Origin of the sequence: Burkholderia sp. SCN-KJ (genome assembly GCF_024656005.1) — a bacterium.
Lineage (GTDB): Bacteria > Pseudomonadota > Gammaproteobacteria > Burkholderiales > Burkholderiaceae > Burkholderia.
In genome coordinates, this window is record NZ_JANKOG010000003.1 from 421,925 (window position 1) to 441,475 (window position 19,551).

22 protein-coding genes and 3 pseudogenes are annotated in these 19,551 nt (G+C 63.9%); 9 read left to right on the top strand and 16 right to left on the bottom strand.

Annotated elements, in window-relative coordinates; all coding sequences use genetic code 11:
- Positions 1–25: 25 nt before the first annotated feature.
- The 9 genes from NQV17_RS07735 to NQV17_RS07775 form a co-directional block, all read right to left on the bottom strand.
- Positions 26–562 carry a cytochrome P460 family protein gene (locus NQV17_RS07735; protein ID WP_257771075.1) on the bottom strand — a complete coding sequence of 179 codons (537 nt, stop codon included), beginning with the start codon at positions 560–562 and terminating at the stop codon, positions 26–28.
- Positions 562–1,605 (bottom strand): alpha/beta fold hydrolase, encoded by a 1,044-nt coding sequence (locus tag NQV17_RS07740; protein WP_257771077.1) that lies wholly within the window; start codon positions 1,603–1,605, stop codon positions 562–564. Before NQV17_RS07740 ends, NQV17_RS07735 begins: the two co-directional genes overlap by 1 nt.
- Before the next feature lie 287 nt (positions 1,606–1,892).
- Positions 1,893–3,173 (bottom strand): epoxide hydrolase family protein, encoded by a 1,281-nt coding sequence (locus NQV17_RS07745; RefSeq protein WP_257771080.1) that lies wholly within the window; start codon positions 3,171–3,173, stop codon positions 1,893–1,895.
- Between the two features lie 172 nt (positions 3,174–3,345).
- Positions 3,346–3,954 carry a pyridoxamine 5'-phosphate oxidase family protein gene (locus tag NQV17_RS07750; protein ID WP_257771082.1) on the bottom strand — a complete coding sequence of 203 codons (609 nt, stop codon included), beginning with the start codon at positions 3,952–3,954 and terminating at the stop codon, positions 3,346–3,348.
- A gap of 87 nt (positions 3,955–4,041) precedes the next feature.
- A complete protein-coding gene (locus NQV17_RS07755; RefSeq protein ID WP_257771084.1) occupies positions 4,042–4,230 on the bottom strand; it encodes a hypothetical protein in 189 nt (62 codons plus the stop codon).
- Positions 4,231–4,240: 10 nt separating this feature from the next.
- Positions 4,241–5,440 carry a PLP-dependent aminotransferase family protein gene (locus NQV17_RS07760; RefSeq protein WP_257771086.1) on the bottom strand — a complete coding sequence of 400 codons (1,200 nt, stop codon included), beginning with the start codon at positions 5,438–5,440 and terminating at the stop codon, positions 4,241–4,243.
- Positions 5,441–5,681: 241 nt separating this feature from the next.
- The gene (locus NQV17_RS07765; protein ID WP_257771089.1) at positions 5,682–5,873 is read right to left on the bottom strand and encodes a hypothetical protein; all 192 of its coding nucleotides are present in this window, start codon (positions 5,871–5,873) and stop codon (positions 5,682–5,684) included.
- 24 nt (positions 5,874–5,897) lie between these two features.
- Entirely contained in the window at positions 5,898–6,158 is a 261-nt protein-coding gene (locus NQV17_RS07770) for a helix-turn-helix transcriptional regulator (protein ID WP_044849018.1), read from the bottom strand.
- 362 nt (positions 6,159–6,520) lie between these two features.
- The gene (locus NQV17_RS07775) at positions 6,521–6,709 is read right to left on the bottom strand and encodes a hypothetical protein (RefSeq protein WP_124489284.1); all 189 of its coding nucleotides are present in this window, start codon (positions 6,707–6,709) and stop codon (positions 6,521–6,523) included.
- A 195-nt stretch (positions 6,710–6,904) separates the two neighbouring features.
- Between NQV17_RS07775 and NQV17_RS07780 the strand changes: the two genes are divergently transcribed.
- The 5 genes and pseudogenes from NQV17_RS07780 (at position 6,905) to NQV17_RS07805 (ending at position 10,276) form a co-directional block, all read left to right on the top strand.
- Positions 6,905–8,251 carry an MFS transporter gene (locus NQV17_RS07780; protein ID WP_044849019.1) on the top strand — a complete coding sequence of 449 codons (1,347 nt, stop codon included), beginning with the start codon at positions 6,905–6,907 and terminating at the stop codon, positions 8,249–8,251.
- 56 nt (positions 8,252–8,307) lie between these two features.
- Positions 8,308–8,607: pseudogene (locus NQV17_RS07785) on the top strand (membrane dipeptidase); the annotation flags it as partial.
- Positions 8,603–8,710: pseudogene (locus NQV17_RS38015) on the top strand (DUF5943 domain-containing protein); the annotation flags it as partial. The pseudogenes NQV17_RS07785 and NQV17_RS38015, both read left to right, overlap by 5 nt.
- 115 nt (positions 8,711–8,825) lie before the next feature.
- Complete coding sequence (locus NQV17_RS07795; RefSeq protein WP_257771096.1) at positions 8,826–9,398, top strand: PAS and helix-turn-helix domain-containing protein; 573 nt, start codon at positions 8,826–8,828, stop codon at positions 9,396–9,398.
- 563 nt (positions 9,399–9,961) lie between these two features.
- Positions 9,962–10,276: a DUF4148 domain-containing protein gene (locus NQV17_RS07805; protein ID WP_257771098.1), complete on the top strand. Its 315-nt coding sequence runs from the start codon at positions 9,962–9,964 to the stop codon at positions 10,274–10,276.
- Positions 10,277–10,657: 381 nt separating this feature from the next.
- Here NQV17_RS07805 and NQV17_RS07810 read toward each other — a convergent pair whose 3' ends face one another.
- Positions 10,658–10,840: a hypothetical protein gene (locus tag NQV17_RS07810; protein WP_257771249.1), complete on the bottom strand. Its 183-nt coding sequence runs from the start codon at positions 10,838–10,840 to the stop codon at positions 10,658–10,660.
- A 125-nt stretch (positions 10,841–10,965) separates the two neighbouring features.
- Between NQV17_RS07810 and NQV17_RS38020 the strand changes: the two genes are divergently transcribed.
- The gene (locus NQV17_RS38020; protein ID WP_374692683.1) at positions 10,966–11,226 is read left to right on the top strand and encodes a reverse transcriptase domain-containing protein; all 261 of its coding nucleotides are present in this window, start codon (positions 10,966–10,968) and stop codon (positions 11,224–11,226) included.
- 374 nt (positions 11,227–11,600) lie between these two features.
- On the opposite strand, the pseudogene NQV17_RS38025 reads toward NQV17_RS38020, so the two are convergent.
- Positions 11,601–11,729 (bottom strand): annotated as a pseudogene (locus NQV17_RS38025) (transposase DNA-binding-containing protein); the annotation flags it as partial.
- A gap of 57 nt (positions 11,730–11,786) precedes the next feature.
- Positions 11,787–12,116: a hypothetical protein gene (locus tag NQV17_RS07820; protein ID WP_257771102.1), complete on the bottom strand. Its 330-nt coding sequence runs from the start codon at positions 12,114–12,116 to the stop codon at positions 11,787–11,789.
- A 312-nt stretch (positions 12,117–12,428) separates the two neighbouring features.
- Between NQV17_RS07820 and NQV17_RS07825 the strand changes: the two genes are divergently transcribed.
- The 3 genes from NQV17_RS07825 (at position 12,429) to NQV17_RS07835 (ending at position 14,402) form a co-directional block, all read left to right on the top strand.
- Positions 12,429–12,611: a hypothetical protein gene (locus NQV17_RS07825; protein WP_257771104.1), complete on the top strand. Its 183-nt coding sequence runs from the start codon at positions 12,429–12,431 to the stop codon at positions 12,609–12,611.
- A gap of 135 nt (positions 12,612–12,746) precedes the next feature.
- A complete protein-coding gene (locus NQV17_RS07830; protein WP_257771106.1) occupies positions 12,747–13,643 on the top strand; it encodes a LysR family transcriptional regulator in 897 nt (298 codons plus the stop codon).
- A gap of 381 nt (positions 13,644–14,024) precedes the next feature.
- Positions 14,025–14,402, top strand: coding sequence for a PRC-barrel domain-containing protein (locus tag NQV17_RS07835; protein WP_257771241.1), 378 nt, complete (start codon positions 14,025–14,027; stop codon positions 14,400–14,402).
- 258 nt (positions 14,403–14,660) lie between these two features.
- Here NQV17_RS07835 and NQV17_RS07840 read toward each other — a convergent pair whose 3' ends face one another.
- The 4 genes from NQV17_RS07840 to NQV17_RS07855 form a co-directional block, all read right to left on the bottom strand.
- Entirely contained in the window at positions 14,661–15,833 is a 1,173-nt protein-coding gene (locus NQV17_RS07840; RefSeq protein WP_257771108.1) for an FAD-binding oxidoreductase, read from the bottom strand.
- Between the two features lie 210 nt (positions 15,834–16,043).
- The gene (locus tag NQV17_RS07845; RefSeq protein ID WP_124524186.1) at positions 16,044–17,195 is read right to left on the bottom strand and encodes a branched-chain amino acid ABC transporter substrate-binding protein; all 1,152 of its coding nucleotides are present in this window, start codon (positions 17,193–17,195) and stop codon (positions 16,044–16,046) included.
- A gap of 437 nt (positions 17,196–17,632) precedes the next feature.
- Positions 17,633–17,824 (bottom strand): CsbD family protein, encoded by a 192-nt coding sequence (locus tag NQV17_RS07850; protein ID WP_257771112.1) that lies wholly within the window; start codon positions 17,822–17,824, stop codon positions 17,633–17,635.
- A 155-nt stretch (positions 17,825–17,979) separates the two neighbouring features.
- Positions 17,980–19,515 (bottom strand): helix-turn-helix transcriptional regulator, encoded by a 1,536-nt coding sequence (locus NQV17_RS07855; RefSeq protein ID WP_257771114.1) that lies wholly within the window; start codon positions 19,513–19,515, stop codon positions 17,980–17,982.
- Between the last annotated feature and the right edge of the window lie 36 nt (positions 19,516–19,551).

Consider the following 19,551-nt stretch of genomic DNA (forward strand, 5'->3'; position numbering starts at 1 on the left):
CGCCGGTTCCGCCACGCTCGCCCCCTCAAGGCGCAAACCGCGTGAACACATAGTCGTGATTCTTCACGCGCGCCTGATGGCACGCGAAGCAGGTCTGATGCTGACCGAGATCGGCCGGCACGCCGTTGATGAAGCGCCCGAAACCCCAGCCACCCGTCGACGCATAGCGACGCGAATCCTTCACCATCACCTGCACGGTCGTCGCCTGGCCGGGCACCGTCGCCGACGCGAACTCGTCGGACTGCTTGCGCTTGTACGCGAGCTTCACGAGGATCGCGCCGTCCGGAAACGGCAGCGTCGCCTGTTCGAGCGCGCGGATCGCGACGGGGTTGCCGAGCACCACGCGCAATTCGTCGAGCGGTGCCGCTTCCTCGGCCGGCGCGACCATTTCCCACTTCCGGTAGCCGGGCGGGATCGTCACGCCGTAGATCGGCGACGCAGCCGGCTTCGGCTGTTCGGCAAGCGCAGCCGGGCCGCTCACCGACAACGCGCCGGCCAGCAGCGCGCCCGCGACGCATGCACGGCGCACGCCGCGCTGCACGACATCAGCGCGTACCCGCATCACAGATGCTCCACTTGCAGGATCGCATCCGCGAACGCCTGCGGCGCTTCCTGCGGCAGGTTGTGGCCGATGCCGCCGGTGATCGTCCGGTGCTGGTACTTGCCCGTGAACTTCTTCGCATACGCGGCCGGCTGCGGATGCGGCGCGCCGTTCGCGTCGCCTTCCATCGTGATCGTCGGCACGGTGATCGCCGGGCCGGCCGCGAGCCGCCGCTCGATGTCGTCGTATTGCGCTTCGCCCTGCGCGAGCCCGAGGCGCCAGCGATAATTGTGGATCACGACGGCTACGTGGTCGGGGTTCTGGAACGACGCGGCGCTGCGCGCGAAGGTCTCGTCGGAGAACTGCCACTTCGGCGATGCGAGCTGCCAGATCAGCTTGTTGAACGCGTCGCGGTTCTCCGCGTAGCCGAGCGCGCCGCGCTCGGTCGTGAAGTAGAACTGATACCACCACTGCAATTCGGCCTGCGGCGGCAGCGGCTTGCGGTTCGCCTCCTGGCTGCCGATCAGGTAGCCGCTCACCGAGACCAGCGCCTTCACGCGCTGCGGCCACAGTGCCGCGATGATGTCGGCCGTGCGCGCACCCCAGTCGTAGCCGCCGAACACCGCGCGGTCGATCTTGAGCGCATCCATCAGCGCGACGATGTCGACGGCCGTCACCGCCTGCTGGCCGTTGCGCACCGTGTCGGCCGAGCGGAACGTCGTCGATCCGTAGCCGCGCAGGTACGGCACGATCACGCGATAGCCGGCCGCCGTGAGCAAGGGCGCGACTTCCGCGTAGCTGTAGATGTCATACGGCCAGCCATGCAGCAGGAACACGACCGGACCGTTCTTCGGCCCGAGATCCGCATACCCGACGTTCAGCACGCCCGCGTCGATCTGGTGAATCTTGCCGAGCGACGCCGCGCCGGCCGCACGCTTCGGCGTCGACGCATCGGGCGCCGACTGCGCGCGCGCCAGCGAGCCGAATCCGAGGTCGGCCAGGCTCAGGCTGGCGAGTGTCGTGCCCAGAATCAGGCGGCGGCGGGTGTTGACGGTATCAGGCATGACGCGTTCTCCATTGTCGATCGGTAAGAAAGAGGCCCGCGGCACGTGCGGGCGATGCGGAATCGCCATTCACGGCGGCGGCGCATCGCACCGCGCCGCCGTGTGAATCGCTTCACCGGTTTTATATCCGAACCGTCCGGACGCTTTGTATCCCAACGTATCTGTGTCCGGGTACGACATACAGCGATTCAAAATCGTGGCGGAAACGGGTGTTCACGGTCGGCCGCGCACGACGCGCGACACGAGCCGGCATCGCCACCGGCCCGCGTTTTCCCGTCAAGCCACGCTTACGCGCGACGCAACGGCCGGAACCCGGCGCGCACTTCGCGGGCGAACAGTTCCGGCTCCTCCCAAGCCGCGAAATGCCCGCCCTTGTCGACTTCGTTGAAGTAGATCAGGTTGTGATAGCTGCGCTCGGCCCAGCTGCGCGGCGCCTGGTAGATCTCGCCGGGGAACACCGTGATCGCCGCCGGCAGCGAGATGTCCACCGCGTTGAAATTGTTCGAGTGATCCTCCCAGTAGATCTGCGCGGCGGATGTCGCCGTGTTGGTCAGCCAGTACAACGAAATATCGTCGAGGATCTCGTCACGCGGGATCGACCGTTCGGGCACGCCACCGCTGTAGGTCCACTGCGAGATCTTGTCGTACATCCACGCTGCCTGCCCCGACGGCGAATCGGCGAGCGCGTAGCCGACCGTCTGCGGCCGCGTGACCATCATCGCCGAGTAGCCGCAGTTGTCGCGATAGAACGTCGCAAGCTTCTCGTACGCAGCCTTCTCCTTCGGCGCCAGCGATGCCGGCGCCGGCGCGTCGGTCTGCAGCAGCGTCGCGATGTCCGGCGGCACCGTCGCCGGCATGTTCACGTGAATCCCGGCCAGGCCCTGCACGCGCTGCATCGCCATCCGGTGCGAGATCACCGAGCCGCAGTCGCCGCCCTGCGACACGAAGCGCGTATAGCCGAGGCGCGCCATCAGCTCGCCCCAGGCACGCGCAATGTGGTCGGAGCCCCAGCCCGTCTTGGTCGGACGCCCGGAGAAACCGAAGCCCGGCAGCGACGGCACGACGACGTGGAACGCATCGTCGACACTCGCACCGTGCGCGGTCGGGTCGGTCAGCGGGCCGATCGCCTTCAGCAGCTCGAAGATCGAACCGGGCCAGCCGTGCGTCATGATCATCGGCATCGCGTTCGCGTGCCGCGAGCGCACGTGGATGAAGTGAATGTCGAGCCCGTCGATCTCGGTGATGAACATCGGAAAGCCGTTCAGGCGCGCCTCGCCCTTGCGCCAGTCGTATTCGGTGCCCCAGTAACGCAGCAGCGCCTGCATGCGCGCGAGCCGCACGCCCTGCGATTCGTCGGCGACGGTCTCGCGACCCGGCCAGCGCGTCGCGGCGATGCGGCGGCGCAGGTCGGCCAGTGCGTCGTCGGGGATATGGGCGGTGAACGGGCGTATGCCGTCGCCGCCGGTGGCCGCACGCAGCGCGGCGGTGGGCAGCATCGCGGATACCCCGGCGGCCACGGAAGTGGCCAGCAGGTGGCGACGCGTCGGGGAAAACGGTGTGGAAGACATCGTTCGGCATCTCCTTTCGTGAAGTGGAAAGTGAACATGCCGCGCGTCCGAGCGCGCCTTCGCTTTCATTCGGGCACACACCGGTCACGCGGCGTTGCCCATTTGAAAGGTCTGATGTATCCGGGATTTGTCTGACTTGTACGCGTTTGTAGCGGAAACGCGGACGTCGCCGTCAGGGCGCGACCCAACGGCCTTCGTAGCCGTCGTCGTTCACGTCGAACACCGCGCGGCGATGGCCGCTGCGCGCGAGTTCGAGCCAGTCGAGGCGCGTCACCGTGACGTGGAGCAGGCAGAAGTTCCGGTAGCCGTCGTCGATGGCCGCTGTGCCTGTGGTTGCGCCTGCCGCGACGTGCGCCTCTTCGGGCGACTCGATCGGCGTGCCCGGGCGCCGCGGTGCGCGATACAGCAGCAGCGTATGCGGACGGCTCGATTGCCAGACCGCGCGACGTTGCGCTTCGTCGTCGCAGATCGATGCCACGCCTTCCGCGCGAATCTGCACGAGTGAATCGAGATCGTTCGCGACGATGGCGATACGCGCGTCACGGCGCAATTCCGCGACCTTCTCCGAACGCGCATCGGTATGGAACGACAGCAGGCGATCGGCGCGGCTCACTTGCCGCAACACGATCGTGCGCACCTTCGGCGCACCATCGAGGCCGAGCGTCGCGGCCTGCAGCATCGTGAACGGCGAGCGCTGCGCGCCGACGCCGGACTCGAGGCAGGACCAAAGGCGGTCGTACGTTTCCGTCAGCGATTCGGAACGGGTGTCGGTGTCGGACATGATGGCGCGGCGATCCTGCGCGATTCGATCGCGACAGCTTAACCGTTTTGGCGGCGGGCTTTCCTTGTAGGCCCGCCGCCGCGCGGTTCAGTTGTAGCCGAGGACGGCCGGTGCGGCGTCGCGCGTGTCGGTCGACTCCGCGCCGAAGCGGCCGAGTACGTCGGCCACGTACTGCGGCCCCGCGCTGATCTGCGACGACTTGTGCGCGACGGGACGGATATCGGCCATGCCCGGCGCTTCGTCCATCCATACGGTGTGGTCGATGACGATGTTCATGTGGGTCTCCTCACGCGGCCAGCGCCGCACCATACGCGCGCACGAGGCGCGCCACGCCTTCCCGGATCGCGTCGACATCGGGCGCGGCGAACGACAGCCGCAGCGAAGCCGCGTCGACGTTGTCCGCGAAGAACGCCTTGCCCGGCACGAAGACGACCTTGTTCGCGATCGCCTGTTGCAGCAGCACATCCGACGACACCGCGCCGATGCGCGCCCACACGAACATCCCGCCTTCGGGACGATGGAACGCGATCGCATCGCCGAAGCCGGCGCGCAGCGCGTCGCACATCGCGTCGCACTTGCGCTGGTAGGCCGCCGTGATGCGCGGCAGATGGCGTTCGAGTGCGCCGTCGGCGAGATACTCGGCGGCGGTGGCTTGCGTCCACGGCGTGCTGCACAGGTCGACCGTCTGCTTCGCGATCACGCAGCGCCGCGCGATTTCGGCCGGCGCGATCGTCCAGCCCACGCGCAGCCCCGGCGCGACGATTTTCGACAGGCTCGCGAAATGCACGATCCAGTCGCGCGCGCCTTCGACGTCGTTCGCGAGTGCAAGCATCGACGGCACCGGTTCACCCGCGAAACGCAGGTCGCCGTAGGGATCGTCCTCGACGATCAGGAAACGGTATTGCACCGCGAGGCGCAGCAGCTTCAGCCGGCGTTCGCGCGTGAGCGTCGCGCCGGTCGGGTTCGCGAAGGTCGGGACCGTGTAGAGCAGCTTCGGCTGCGCGATCGCGCCGGATGCGAGTTGCGACGCGAGGCGGTCGACGTCGAGGCCTTCGCCGTCGACGGGGATCGTGACGATGCGCGCCTGTTGCAGACGCATCGCCGACAGCGTTGCCGGGTACGCCGGCTGTTCGGTCAGCACGACGTCGCCGGGGCCGACCATCACGCGCAATAGCAGATCGAGGCCCTGTTGCGAGCCGGTCGTGACGAGCAGTTCGGCGGGCGTGCACGTCACGTTGCGGCGCGCCATCAATGCGATCAGTTGCTGCTTCAGTTCGACGAGGCCGTCGGTCGGGCCGTATTGCAGGCAGCGGACCGGCTGGGCGTATGCGCGTTCGGCGGCGGCGTTCAGGCCGTCGAAGTCGAACAGGTCGCTGGCCGGGTAACCGCCCGCGAAAGAAATCATCCCCGGCTCGGAGAGGTATTTGAACAGCTCGCGGATCGGCGAACCGGCAGGATTCTGGAATGAAGGCGTGAACGCGTACATGTCGTCGTGAGCTGGATGGCAGCGACGGCCGGGATAGCCGACGGGTGCCGCCCGCCAAGGCGCTTCTGGCGCCAACGGCGGGAATGCGAGCCACGATTGTCGATAGTCATTAGCGCTGCGGCAAACGATATCTATGCACTAGGTCTTGCGGTTTGGTCATCAAATGGGCGGCGCTCGCCGCTTTTCGGGAGGTCGGCAGACTCCCCCGGTTTCCGGTTGTCGGCGGCTCGGTGACCCGACATCACCCCCCTTTCCCGCGCTCTCCAAGCAATTCCGAGCGCCCGATCACTTCTCTTCCATTGTCGGCCTTGTCCGCATCCGAGAAACCGGCGGCATCAATCACCGGTGTGAGCGCCCTCAGTGCCGCCTGCGGTTTGGCACTCCGTAGCGACGCCATCCCTTCGTTCCACGCATGCAGCATCTGCTTTGCCACCCAGTGCCACCGCGTGTCATCTCGTCAGTCCTCGGTCTTGCGCTGTTCGGCCAGAACATCGTCCAGCGTGCGCTGATGTCCGCGCCGAACCATGCGCAGATCGTAGCCGGCTGCCTCAAGCAGGCGCACCAGCGCGGATACGCTCATGTCGCCTCGTGCAAGCGTTTCCATACGGGCAAGCGTCGTACGGGCGATGCCGGCGCGCTCCGCGAGCTCTCTCTGGGAAAGCCCCACCGCGCTGCGCGCTTCTTTCAGCATCTCTCCGACATCGGACAATGTGGTCATTTGTAGCCCCGGGGCATCAAAAATGAGTGAACCTAGCCTAATTGTAGCCCCAGAGGCACAAATTTCCATCTGCGATTTTGTATCCTCAGGGATACAAAAACTGATAAAACAGGCACCGATGTAGCCCAAGGGCTACATGATTGGCTAACCGCGGTCGATATCGACAAACGATATCCATCGATACGGTCTTGTGGTTCGATCATCGATCGAGGGACGTGATGCGGCCGTGCCGCGCGGATGAATAGAGTACGTTGGAGGGTTTTCGACGGGTACGTGTTGGCGGAAGCGACGCCGCACCTAGCCCAAGATGCGCGCAACCCGAGGCATCTTCCGTCATCGAGCCCTCGCCGCGAAACTCCCCCTCATCGGCACTCAATATCGACCGCCAGAATCTCATACCCCGGATCGGCGTTCTCGCTCGCCACCTTCTTCGCTTCTTCATACGAAAGAAAGGACATCGCTTCTTCGATCTCCGGTGCCATGCCGATGTCGCCGTCCTCGCCGGTACAGAGGAACTGAAGCCCGGTCTTCACGACATAGATGGTCGTCATGTCTCCCTCCATGGTGTGCATGGGGAACTTCCAGTCTAGCCTCCACGCTCCCTTATTCAACTCCGGCAACGCCGGCCGGCAGCCGCCCCCGCCCCCGATTACCTAGGTAATTGACACGTATGGACCTAGGTAATTGGCGTCCCTACGATATTTTCGACGCGAATGAAAGCACACACCTACGAAGAGGACACGACCATGACCACCCAGGACGTCGATACCAGCACGCTACGACGCGTGATCGCCGCAGCCTCGATCGGCAATTTCGTCGAATGGTTCGATTTCGCCGCGTACGGCTTTCTCGCCACCATCCTGACACGCGAATTCTTTCCGAGCGGCGATCCCACGGTCGGTCTCCTGAAGACCTTCGCCGTCTTCGCGGTGGCTTTCGCATTCCGCCCGTTGGGCGGCCTGGTCTTCGGCGTCATCGGCGACCGGATCGGCCGCAAGCGCACGCTTGCACTGACGATCCTGATGATGGCCGGCTCGACCACATTGATCGGCCTGCTCCCGACCTACGCGAGCATCGGTTATTGGGCGCCGTTGCTGCTCACGATCATCCGCTGCGTCCAGGGGTTTTCGGCTGGCGGCGAATACGCCGGCGCATGCGCGTACGTGATGGAACACGCACCGCGCCGCCGCCGCGCATTCTTCGGCAGCTTCGTGCCGGTGTCGACCTTCTCGTCGTTCGCCTGCGCGGCCGTGGTCGCCTATCTGCTCGAATCGTCGCTGTCGTCGCAGGCGATGGTCGAATGGGGCTGGCGCGTGCCGTTCCTGATCGCGGCACCGGTCGGCCTCATCGGCGTGTACCTGCGCGTCAACCTGAATGAAACGCCCGCGTTCCAGGCGCTCGAAGGCAAGCACGACATCGCGCATGCGCCGCTGATGGAAACGCTGCGTTCGCAGTCGCTGAATATCCTGAAGCTCGGCGCGTTCGTGTCCGTGACGGCGCTGTCGTTCTACACGTTCACGACGTATTTCGCGACCTACCTCCAAGTGGCCGGGCACCTGTCTCGCGGCACGTCGCTCCTCGTGACGGTGCTCGCCCTCTTCTTCGCCGCGGCCCTGTGCCCGGTCGCCGGCTTCTTCTCCGATCTCGTCGGCCGCCGCGCGACGATCGCCACGACCGGCCTCTTCATCATCGTGTCGGTGTATCCGGCGTTCTCGCTGGGCGGTTCGGGCGTGTTGTCGCAATCGCTGGCCGGCGTCGCGCTGCTTGCGATCGGCGCGGTGTTCTCGGGCGTCGTGACGGCACCGCTGATGTCGGAAGTGTTCGCCACGAAAACGCGCTATACCGCATCGGCGATCACGTACAACCTCGCGTACACGATCTTCGGCGGTACCGCACCGCTCGTCGCCACGTGGCTGATCTCGGCGACCGGGACCAACCTGTCGCCCGCTTATTACCTGATCGCCGTGTCGATCCTGGCGATGATCGGCGGCCTGTCCCTGCCGGAAACGTCGAAGACGGCGCTCGAAGACGCAGGTCCGGCAACCGCGAGAACCGGCCAGTCCGCCAAGCGCGGCGTCGAAGGCGCGGTTTGAGTACACGCCCCGCTCGTACAAACGGGGCCGACTAAACCGACGCATGGAGAAACACCATGACGAGCCTTCACGACACCAGCATCATCATCGACGGCCTGAACATCTCCCGCTTCGAGCGATCGGTGTTCGAAGACATGCGCAAGGGCGGCGTCACGGCCGTCAACTGCACGGTCTCCGTGCGGGAAGACTTCCAGAAGACGATCGACAACATCGCGGAGATGAAGCAGCAGATCCGCGAATACAGTGAAATCCTCACGCTGGTGCGCACGACGGACGACATCCTGCGCGCGAAGCGGGAGAACAAGACCGGCATCATCCTCGGCTTCCAGAACTCATATGCGTTCGAGGACACTGTACGTGCCGCGCCATTTCTTCACGAACGATCATGTCGCCGTGGAAGACACGCTCGGCAGCGAAGCCTACGCGTCGATTCTCTACACGGCCGGCTACGCGCGGGCGAAGGGCACGACTGCTGCGTCTTTCACGTCGGTTGAATGTCCTGCAAGCGCTACCGCTACAATCCGACAGGAGCGAACCAGCCTGGGTCCGAACACGGTTCGCACCCGTCGACCCGATGCCGAACATGACCGACACGATGCCAAGCCTCGACTACGAAGATCTCTTCAGGCATCTGCCCGTCGCTGCGATCGTGGCGAAAGAGCGCATCATGATCGACTGCAACGAGAAGGCGCTGCAATTGTTCAGGGCGACTCGCGACGACATCATCGACCAGTCGTTCGCGAAACTGTATCCGCAGCAGAAGGATTTCGCGACGACCGGCCGTCGCCTCGCGCCGCTGCTCGCGAAGCATGCGGGGTTCAGCGACGATCGCATCATGCGCCGCATCGACGGCAGCCATTTCTGGGTCACGGTGTGCGGCTTCGGCTACAACACGAAGCGGCCTTTCGAGCTGGCCATCTGGACCTTCACCGACCTGTCGGGCGACGCGAAGCATCCCGACGTCGCCAGCACGCTGACCGATCGCGAGCGCGACGTCGCGGCATTCCTGGTTCACGGGCTCACCAGCAAGGAAATCGGCAAGGAGCTGAACATCAGCCCGCGCACGGTCGATATTCATCGTGCGAGCTTGTTGAGGAAGTACGAGGTGCGCACGACGCACGATCTGATCGCTCGCTTGCTGGCGTGAAGCGCACGTGCTCGCCTGCCCCCCTTCAATCCTCGCATCCGCTGCCTTGCAAGCCATGACGCTCCGGTGGGCTCGGGGACTATCCCTTGATGCGGTCAGTGCGTGACAACTTGCGCCACGCGTCGGTGGCAACCACGTCGACCTATCTCCATGGGGAAGAGGCGAAGCGCGCGCGCCAAGTCGCCGCAGCCTTCCGGCGTCCGCCGCGTGGATCGCGCCGTCAGAACCTTCCCCCGTCCGGCACGCGGCTGGGACGTATCAATCAAAAAAGCGCGAGGCTGGCCCAATTTCCGTCTCGGTCTTAGTTGGAAAATTCGGGCCCCATCCTATTGGAATTAGCTCCCGAAGTTGCACGATGGCAGGTCTGCCATGTACGTCTGCGACAACGCCTGGGGATATTGCGCGCCCGGAAACTATGAATTTCAGAAAGGTGGCTGTAAAGCTGAGATAGGAAGATGGCGCACCTCAACGCCAAATGCAGAAAGACTCGCGGACTCGTCTGGGCGTTGTTTCACTAACCCCGTGTGTGCTGATTCCGCCTCTCGATATTTGAAAGTTTCATCATGGCTAAAGCGCTCATGCCCGTCCTTGCTGTCGTATCCGTTATCGCTCTTCCCAAGGGCACGCCCGCCAATGGACATGGTCCTCCGATGCGTGAGCCGGTGCACGAAGAAGTCGTCCCACTGCAGCAAGCGCGGTATGACCGTAGCAACGGTAACGCGCGTTATCCGGCGGACATCTACGCGGAACTGGCGAGCGTGGCGGCTCAACAGCAGGCGGTAAGCGGGTACGATGGCGCGAAATTCGGCTCGGCAGTTTCCGACGCAACGACTGCGGCTCAATTGGCCTCCTATGGCTCGATCTATATTGAAAGTTGACTGAGCGTCGACGCGGACAAAGGAGAGACTTTGTGAAATCGAAAAGAGCTATCCTTGCGCTGATCGCGACGACAGCCATATGCCTGTGCACAACAGCGCGGGCGCATGTCAGGATCGGGGTACTGGTGGGTGTCCCGCCCCCGGTCATGATCGCGCCCACCCCGGTCTTCTACGCGGAGCCCGTCCCGGTTGTCGTGCCGTCGGTCGAGCCAGCCCCGACCACCGTCTACGCCGAAAAAACGCAGACGAGTCCCCCGGCGGGCACTTGGTGGTATTGCCCGGTCACAAAGAAATATTACCCGTACGTCAAGGGGTGTTCGAGCGGCTGGATGGAAGTGCCCGCGAAGCCAACCGGCCCCAAGTGAGATGAGCAAACACAATTTAATTTCGCCGGTATTGAGTGCTGACGCCAGCGGTCTGTTCCGAAGCGAATTGCTGGCACGTCGCGTCATCGGCGCGGAATTGATCGAACCACTTGCTGGTGCCGGGCAGCGCCATCACTGTGGGGCCCATCGGCATGGCAGCACAGCCGGCGACCGCCATGATGCCGGCCAGGCTCATCACTGCGGTTACCGCTAATACGCTGCGCTTCGCGCACGTGCCGCACCTGGGCAACGTTGATAGCAGACACACGGGTTGTGCGGCTCATCAATAGGCGGCTGCATGCCGGTGTGCTGGAAGACAGCAGGGTGACGCAAGGTGAAGTTGGTACCGTTCAGGGCGGCAGCAACTCGCCGCTGCTGTCGAATATCTACCTTCACTATGCGTTTGATTTGTGGTTGAAGCAATGGCGTGCGCGGCACGCCGAAGGCGATGTGATCGTCGTGCGGCACGCTGACGATTGGATCGCGGGATTCCAAAACGTAAGGAATGCGATGCGCTTCCAGCGCGAAGTGACTGCACGGCTGGCCCGCTTCGGCCTGACGCCCACGAGAGCGAGACGCGGCTGATTGAGTTCGGACGCTTTGCGCGCGAGGACAGTCAACGTCGCGGCCGGAGCAAGCCGCAGACCTTTGACTTCCTGGGCTTCACGCATTGCTGCGGGAAGACTCGGAACGGGAAGCTCGCGGTGCTGCGGTTGACCAGTGGCGAACGAATGCGAGCCAAGCTCTTGGCAGTCAAGGAACAACGGCCCCGGTCCAGTGATGTCCTGCCCGTTAAAGTTCGGCTCGGTCGTGTCATCCAGGCGCATCACCACCTCGCATGCCCGCATCCGCTCGGTCGAGCTCTGCCATTGCGGCTCCATGACGTCGCTCCATTCGAGCTTGTCCTGCGCGAAGAATCGATAAGCCGCCGCCGTCTCAGCCCAGCCGTCACATGCCAGCGGAATGATCGCTGTCGGATTGCCCGACAGTTGCTCGGCCAGCAGGACTGCCCGCCGGTTCAGGCGCTTGTCGCCCAGATCCATGCCCTTGAATTCCATTGCCGCCCAGCTCGCCGTTGCTCGTGCCATTCGCGTGCCGCGCAAAGAGCAAGAGTAAACCGCAAGCCACGATAGTTTACAAGCCGCTCACGCCGACTTGTGTGTAATGGAATGATCCAAATGATCATTGGATGCGACACGCCCTGTAACGGATGAACTGCTCATACCGCCATAGTTTTCGAATATCTGCCGCTGCGATGCCATTCGTGCGAGTGCCGCCCGGAAGTCGATCGCATATTGCATGGTGATGCAAGTGCTCATCCTGTCGTGGTAGCACGGGCGCTGTTGGGCTACATTCGCGCGCACCTGCATACGCGTCAACGGAGCGCGATCGCTATTGTGAGCGAGCGCGATAACGGGCGCAGTCAGCACAGAGGCAACGACAGGAAGAGAGATGAACGTTTTGCGCTTTGCCATGATTAGAGGTCCATATCAAAATGATGCACCAAGTACAACGGATAGAGAACGGGAATCGACGTGATGACCGGCTTAGTCGAACAGCAGCAGAGTGACGCCGGATCGTTCAGCGGCAGTTTTAGCCATTTTCCGGCAGCTTGGAAGCACCGTGCCGACAATAAATACTTCTGCCGCCAGCAACGGTTGACGTGTCGCGGCATTCACTGCTCACACCGATAGGTTGACGCATCCGCAATTGACTGTTGCCGACGCGTAATGGTGCCTTGCTGCCGATATACTCCGCTGCAGGCTTACCCATTGGAGAGGATTCTTATGCAACTGCCATTTAACGCCCAACTCATCGAAGCCAAACATCGGACCGCGCACAAGATCGTGCAGCATGCGCTCAAGAGCGCAGCGATCGCCGAGACGTTGAATGGCGCGATCGACGTGCTCGGCGACGCACTGTTGGAACTCGAACTCATGATCGAACACAGGGGTCCGTGGGCGCACTGAGGCGACTCGTTGCTCGCAAGCCATCCATTCCAAGAGTCACCGTTGACTTTCATACCATATTTGATTATTCTATCAGAATTGATGAAACAGCCCGATTCCAGCCATCGGCGCCACCGAACGCGCTGGACCTCATCTATGGAATATATCGATACCTTGCGCCTCTTCCGCGCCATCGTCGAAACGAAGAACTTCCGGCGTGCCGGGCAAATGATGGACCTCTCGCCATCGGTAGTTTCGCGATCGATCGCGTCGTTGGAAGAGCGTCTCGGTTTGAGACTCTTTCATCGCACCACGCGTCAGCTTTCGTTGACCGAGGTCGGGGAGCATTTTTACGACGGTTCTTGCCGGATCCTCGATGATCTCGATCGTCTCGAAGCGGAGACGGCAGGCCACGGGCGCGTGCCTACCGGCGTACTTCGCCTCGTTGCACACACGACAGCGACGATGACATGGCTCCCGGCCCTGACCTCGTCATTCAAGAGCAAGCATCCGAAGATCGCACTCGATGTCACGTTGACTGAACGCCCGGTAGACCTGACGGCGGAGGGCTACGACCTCGGTATCGTCATGCCGTTCATGTTGACGACCGATCTCGCGGTCACCCGGCTTCTTCAGCGTTTTCGGCTGGTTCTCGTCACGACCGAGCATTACCTCCAGGGCCGCTCTCGGCCTCAACGCCCGGCCGATCTCGCAGAGCATGTGTTTGTGACAGTGCCGCCGTCGATGCACAAGCCGATCGTGAACTTTCGCGTCGAAAACGAAACGGTGGCCGTCCCGATCAACTACGAAGTCGCGTCGAACAATCCCGTATTCAACCGTGATGTCGTACTCGAAGGCTTTGGCGTCGCTCTGCTGCCGATGAGTCTTGTCGAGCAAGACATCAAGACCGGGCGCCTCGTCCGGTTGTTGGAGCGGTTCGAGATCACCGATACCGTTGCAGAGATCAGGTTGGCCTACATCGGGCGGGCATTGTTGCCGGCGAAGGTACGGGCGTTTATCGAACACACCGTGGAATTTTTTGAGGCTACCTGAGCCTTCGATCACAAGCCGGTTGGCTTGCCAACGAGATTGGGGTGATCGCATGAACTTGAGCTCGATTTTTGGAGGCGCTGGAAACGCTGAGCACTTGCCCGGCTTGGCGCAACAAGTACCTGCGCCCGGCTTCTCAGGTACCGCCCAACGATCTGGCATACAGACACGCGGACACGCTGGGCCTGTGTTTCACTAACCTATGCAGCTCCCGCGGTCCCGACCTTTCAGCTGGCATTGGGACATTGCCCACGGTAGCGAAGGGACATTGGCGGGCGTCGCCCCCCGGGGGGCGAAGTACGTGCCGGAAACCGAATCCAACCACCGAGTGAACGATATGGCTTTGCACAAAGGCGTCTTGGTAGCAGTGGCACTTGCACATGTATCGATGCGCATGCACAGGTCGCCGGCACACAGCCTCTGAGCGTGACTATTGAGCAGTCCCAGGCGCTTCTGCAGGGATGGAGCGTCAAGAAGAGCGTGCTGGCAAAATCGGTCTACAACGACCAGAACGAAAAAATCGGCGCGGTCAAAGATCTGATCGTGGCCCCGGACGCCTCAGTGTCGGCGGCCATCGTCGCTACAGGCGGCTTCCTCGGCGTCGCCACGCATGACGTAGCGGTGCCCATCGCAGCCCTCGACGTGCGCGGCGGCAATCTATACCTGCCGGGCGCCACCAAGGACGCCCTGAAGGCAACGCCTGAGTTCCAATACGCGAAGGTGCAGTCACCGCCTAAGCCGAAGAAGGCTCATACAGAGTGATCTGTTTTCAACAGTCCTGAGCTTAGGTCGTTGCGGCAGGCGATGTCAGTCGCAACGATCTATCACCGGACTCGAGGCTCCTCGCGCTCAACCGCTTGCCGCTCAGTCCCCCTTACGCTGCGCACTCAACGAATGCCGCCAGCCCTTTCCGCACCCTCCCCAACCACGATAAACAAAAAAAAGCCCGGCAAAGCCGGGCCAATCAGATTGAGACACAAGGAGAATCCCGCCCACCACACACCGGGCGGTCACGCCGCGCTACACGACGTTCTTTTCGACGATCGGCCGGTTTTCGAGCACACGCTCCCAGCCGAGCGACGACAGGTCGAGCGATTCATATCGCCCGCCCAGGATCAGCTCGCTCACCCCACGCCCGGTCGCGGGCCCTTGCTGCAGCCCGTGCCCGCTATACCCGTTCGCGAACACGACGTTGTCGAGCTCGGGGTGATACCCGATGATCGCGTTGTGATCGAACACGTTGTACTCGTAGTATCCGGACCAGCAGTTCTCCACGCGCAGCGCTTCGAACTCCGGCACGCGATTCGCGAGCGTCGGCCAGATCACCTCGTCGAACAGGTCGTGATCGACCTCGTCGAGCGGCAGGTCGTCGGGGTCGCGATCGGGGCTCGGCGACGTCCCGCAGATGTACGTGCGCCCTTCCGGCCGGAAATACACGCCGGTCGGATCGATCAGCAGCGGGCAATCGGTGAGCTTCGCCGGCGACGACACGTTGAAGATGCTGCGACGCCGCGCATACACGGGAATGTCGATGCCCATCATCGACGACAGCGTGCGCGTCCACGCACCGGCCGCGTTGACGAGCGTGTCGCATACGTAGCGCTCGCCGTCGTTCGTCACCACGTGCGTGATCTTGCGACCATCGCGAACGACGCCGGTCACATCGGCCGGCACATACCGCGCGCCGAGCGCCTGCGCCTTCTTGCGCAGCGCCTGCACGAGCCCGTAACCGTCGAACCACCCTTCGCCGCTCGCGCCATAGGCGCCCGACACGAGATCGTCGACGTTCAGCCAGGGAAACTTCGCGCGCAGCGCATCGCGATCCATCAACCGGATATCGGCGCCGAGCTTCGTCTGCAGCGCGTGGTTCTCGCGCAGCGTCGCGTCACCAGCCGGTGTCGCGAGAAACAGGTAGCCGCCTTCATGCAGATCGATCGACGGCCGCGTGCCGTCGACTTCGAGCCGCTCGCCGATCGTGCGCAGGAAGTCGATCCCGAACAGCGACATCTCGATCGACAGCGGCGTCGAGAACTGCTGGCGAATCGACGCGGCCGACAGCGCCGACGACGATTTCGCATAGGTGGGATCGCGTTCGATGACGGTGACGGACACTGTCGGATCGGTAGCACGCAGGAAATAGGCGATCGAGCTGCCGATCACACCACCGCCGACGATGACGACTTGAGAACTCACGACTGACTCCAGTTGCACGTGAAAGGCGCGGCAAGCCGGCCGCGCCCGAAGGTTGTTCGTGCCGCGTCGCGCGCGGCGCCGTGCGCGGCAGACTGTGACCACCCGGCGAATCGCCCCGACATGCGCCGCGATCGCATCCGATCGCTGGGGCTATTTCAGCACGTCCGGGCTCGCCGCGAAAGTCCGCGCGCGTTCGGGAAATTCAGGTATTCAGTCCGCCGTTTGCGTGGTGACGGGCTGCCATGCGGCGTTCTTCACTTCATACAGCGTCGAACTCGGGTTCTTCAGGTCGCCCGTGTTCGTGAACGCGATCGTGCCGGTGATGCCATCGTAGCGCGTGCCCTTCAGCGCGCCGTTGAAATCGGCCGGCTTCGTCGAGTTCGCCTTCTGCATCGCGTTGATCGCGATCCACGTCGCGTCGTACGCGAACGGCGCATACGCGAGCATGTCGACGCCGTACTTCTGCTTGAATTTCGTTTCGAACTGCTTGCCCTTCGCGAGACGCGACAGCGGCTGTCCGTACTCCCACACCGACGCGCCTTCGGCCGCATTGCCCGCGAGCCTGATGAAGTTCGCGTTCATCACGCCGCCGCCGGCCAGGAACTGCGCGCGGATGCCGAGCTGGCGCATGCGCTTGACCAGCATCGCGGACTGCGCGTCGAGGCCGCCGAAGAACACCAGGTCGGCATTCGTGCTCTTGATCTTCGTGAGCTGCGCGCTGAAGTCGACGGCCTTGTCGTTCGTGAATTCGCGCGCGACGATCGTGCCGCCGTTCGCCTTCGCGGCCTTCTCGAATTCGTCGGCTTCGCCCTGGCCGAACGCGGTGCGGTCGTCGATGATCGCGATGCGCTTCGCCTTGGTCACGCTCGCCGCATACGCACCGGCATTGCCAGCGTTCTGCGCGTCGGTCGCGATCACGCGGTACACGGTGCCGAGCCCGGCGCGCGTGATGTCGGGATTGGTCGCCGACGGCGTGATCATCGGAATGCCGGCCTTCGCGTAGATCTTCGACGCGGGCAGCGTCGTGCCCGAATTGAAGTGGCCGACCACGACGGCCACCTGCGCGTCGGTCAGCTGCTGCGCGGCCTGCACGCCGATGCGCGGATCGCTCTGGTCGTCCTGCGACGCGACGACGAACTTCACCGGCTTGCCGCCGATCGTCGGGTGCGCGGCGTTCGCCTCGTCGACGGCCATGCGCACGCCGTTCTCGATGTCCTTGCCGTACGCGGCGCCGCCGCCGGTCAGCGGCACGGCAACCCCGACCTTGACAACGGTTTCCTGCGCATGGGCCGCGCCCGTCTGGAACGCGAGAATCGCGGCGGTCAATGCAATGCCGGAAAGCGAACGAATGCGGAACGTCATCGGCCAATCCTTCTTCTGTGGGTCGGGATGCGACGCGCGACCATCGCGCGCCGGCGACCTCTCGCGTGCCGGTGATTTTTTCGGTCGCCGGAAGCGTCGTTGCGCAAGCGCGCATCGCCTGCCGGTCGATCACCGCGGTTCCGTCTCCGGGGAACCTGTCAGCGCGAAAGAGGTGAACCGATTGTGGGTAGCCAATACGTGTGCAGCAAACGAAATATCGGAACTATGTTGTGAGGAATTGTCATCAAGTGCCCGTGCCACCACGATCCGCGGCCCGCGCGACGGCGGCCCGGAAGCGGCCGCATCGAGCGGGATGCGCGCACGCGCCGTTGCGCCAAGGGCGCGCAGGGTCATGCCAATGGAGAATCAATTGCCAGGTCACACGGCGGCAACGCAGCGCACATCGCGCGATTCGATCAAATGGCGCCCGGTGCCGCTCAATGCCGGTCGGTGCCCGTCCGCTTGCGCTCCGCATCGGCCGCCTCGCCGGCCTGCTCCTGACGCTTGCCGGCCTGCTGCTCCGCCACGCCTTCCGCTTCCGTCTCGCGGTCGCCCGTCACCTTGCCGAGCGCTTCCTTGACCGAACCCTTCAGTTGTTTGAGCTTGCCTTCGATGCGATTCCTGTCCATGGTCGTCTCCTGCGATGAGTTGGGGAGAGAGACGACGGCACGGCAGCCCGCGCCGCACCGCCGAGTGGACAGGATCGCAGCCGCGCGCCGCGCGCGGCAGATGCGGATGCACCAGCCTGCATGGTGCATTCGCACCGATGGCCCGACGGCCGGCGTCAGTTCTTGCCGTTCTTGTCGGCGGCTTTCTCGCCTCGCGCACCGTTCGCGTCGGACGTGCCGACAATCCCGCGCTCGCGCGCCCACACGATCGCCTCGCCGCGGCTATGCACGTCGAGCTTCGCGTAGATCGTCGCGACGTGATTGCGGACCGTGTTCGGCGCGAGCCCGAGACGGCCGGCGATCTCCTTGTCGGCGAGGCCGTGACACAGCAGGTCGAACACGTCGCGCTCGCGCGCGGTGAGGTCCGACAGCTGCGCGCCCGCGTCCGGCGCATTCGCGCGCCGCACGTTCGCCAGTTTTTCGATCAACGTGCGGCTGAACCACGATGCATCCTGCATCGCGGTCTCGATCGCATAGACGAGTTCCATCTCGGTGCGCTTGCGATCGCTGATGTCGAGCAGCGCGATCAGCAGGCAATCCTGCCCGTGAATCGCGACCGGCTCGGCCGACACGACGCAATCGCGCACGTCGCCGTCGCGCGTCCGGATCTGCACATCTGCATTGCGCACGTTGCCGTCGCGCGCGAGTTGCGTGTCGATGCACTGCCGTGCGCCGCGTTCGGCCCACAGGCCGATCTCGTCCGCGGACTTGCCGAGCAGGTCGTCGCGCGCATGGCCGGCCATCCCGACGAACGCATCGTTCACGTCGAGCAGCACGAAACCGTCGGCCGTGACGATCGCGGTCGCGACCGGCGCCATCCGGAACGCCTTCGCGAAGCGCTCCTCGCTCTGCCGCAGCGCGAGCTCGGCCTCCTTGCGCGGCTCGAGATCCATGAACGTGAACAGCATGCATGGCTCGCCGTTCATGTCGATCGGCTGCCCGGCGACCACCACCGCCTTCGTGCCGCCGTCCGCGCGCTTGAGCACGGCCTCCATCTGCGGGATCGTCGCGCCCTCGCCCAGCCGCTCGATCGCGAGTTCGCGCCGCTCGGCCTGTTCGAGCACGTCGAGTTCGTAGACGGAGCGGCCGAGCACGTCGTCGCGCACATGGCCCGTCATCTCGAGGAAGCCTTGATTGACCTTCACGTAGCGCAGGTCGTCGAGCCGGCAGATCACGGCCGGCGCCGGATTCGCATTGAACGTGCGCTCGAAGCGGTCCTCGGCGCTCGCCCATTCGGTCGCATCGTGCAGCACGAGCGCGAGACAGTCGGGCTCGCCGGCCGCGTTCGTCAGCACGAGGCTGCGGATCCGGTGGACCCAGCTCACGTTCGCGTCGGCGGCCGATTCGACTTCGACCGTCACGTCGCTGAACTCCTCGCCCGCGATCACGCGGTCCATCGGATAGTGGCCGTCGCGCACCGGACGGTTGTTCCGGTAGCGCAGCCGGAAGCGCTCGCGATACTCGGTGACGTCCGCGCCGAGCGCGTCGAGCTCGGTCACGCCGTGCATCGCGAGCGCGGCCTCGTTCGCCCATACGATGCGCTGGTCGGGTTCGATGAGGATCACGCCCTCGGTGAGCCCCGCGATGATCTGGTGCAGCTGGCGCCGGTCGGTATGCGACTTGAGCGCCTGTTCGTTTACTCGTGCGTCCATTTGATCGGTGGTCCACGTGGTCGATATCGTTGCCGG

What these genes read in the sequence shown, in the direction of transcription:
- NQV17_RS07755 (WP_257771084.1), bottom strand. Translation starts at nt 4,230, where the DNA reads ATGAACATCGTCATCGACCACACCGTATGGATGGACGAAGCGCCGGGC.
- NQV17_RS07760 (WP_257771086.1), bottom strand. Translation starts at nt 5,440, where the DNA reads ATGTACGCGTTCACGCCTTCATTCCAGAATCCTGCCGGTTCGCCGATC.
- NQV17_RS07855 (WP_257771114.1), bottom strand. Translation starts at nt 19,515, where the DNA reads ATGGACGCACGAGTAAACGAACAGGCGCTCAAGTCGCATACCGACCGG.
- NQV17_RS07830 (WP_257771106.1), top strand. Translation starts at nt 12,747, where the DNA reads ATGGAATATATCGATACCTTGCGCCTCTTCCGCGCCATCGTCGAAACG.
- NQV17_RS07850 (WP_257771112.1), bottom strand. Translation starts at nt 17,824, where the DNA reads ATGGACAGGAATCGCATCGAAGGCAAGCTCAAACAACTGAAGGGTTCG.
- NQV17_RS07740 (WP_257771077.1), bottom strand. Translation starts at nt 1,605, where the DNA reads ATGCCTGATACCGTCAACACCCGCCGCCGCCTGATTCTGGGCACGACA.
- NQV17_RS07845 (WP_124524186.1), bottom strand. Translation starts at nt 17,195, where the DNA reads ATGACGTTCCGCATTCGTTCGCTTTCCGGCATTGCATTGACCGCCGCG.
- NQV17_RS07770 (WP_044849018.1), bottom strand. Translation starts at nt 6,158, where the DNA reads ATGACCACATTGTCCGATGTCGGAGAGATGCTGAAAGAAGCGCGCAGC.
- NQV17_RS07820 (WP_257771102.1), bottom strand. Translation starts at nt 12,116, where the DNA reads ATGGCAAAGCGCAAAACGTTCATCTCTCTTCCTGTCGTTGCCTCTGTG.
- NQV17_RS07805 (WP_257771098.1), top strand. Translation starts at nt 9,962, where the DNA reads ATGGCTAAAGCGCTCATGCCCGTCCTTGCTGTCGTATCCGTTATCGCT.
- NQV17_RS07750 (WP_257771082.1), bottom strand. Translation starts at nt 3,954, where the DNA reads ATGTCCGACACCGACACCCGTTCCGAATCGCTGACGGAAACGTACGAC.
- NQV17_RS07775 (WP_124489284.1), bottom strand. Translation starts at nt 6,709, where the DNA reads ATGACGACCATCTATGTCGTGAAGACCGGGCTTCAGTTCCTCTGTACC.
- NQV17_RS07780 (WP_044849019.1), top strand. Translation starts at nt 6,905, where the DNA reads ATGACCACCCAGGACGTCGATACCAGCACGCTACGACGCGTGATCGCC.
- NQV17_RS07735 (WP_257771075.1), bottom strand. Translation starts at nt 562, where the DNA reads ATGCGGGTACGCGCTGATGTCGTGCAGCGCGGCGTGCGCCGTGCATGC.
- NQV17_RS07825 (WP_257771104.1), top strand. Translation starts at nt 12,429, where the DNA reads ATGCAACTGCCATTTAACGCCCAACTCATCGAAGCCAAACATCGGACC.
- NQV17_RS07795 (WP_257771096.1), top strand. Translation starts at nt 8,826, where the DNA reads ATGCCGAACATGACCGACACGATGCCAAGCCTCGACTACGAAGATCTC.
- NQV17_RS07745 (WP_257771080.1), bottom strand. Translation starts at nt 3,173, where the DNA reads ATGTCTTCCACACCGTTTTCCCCGACGCGTCGCCACCTGCTGGCCACT.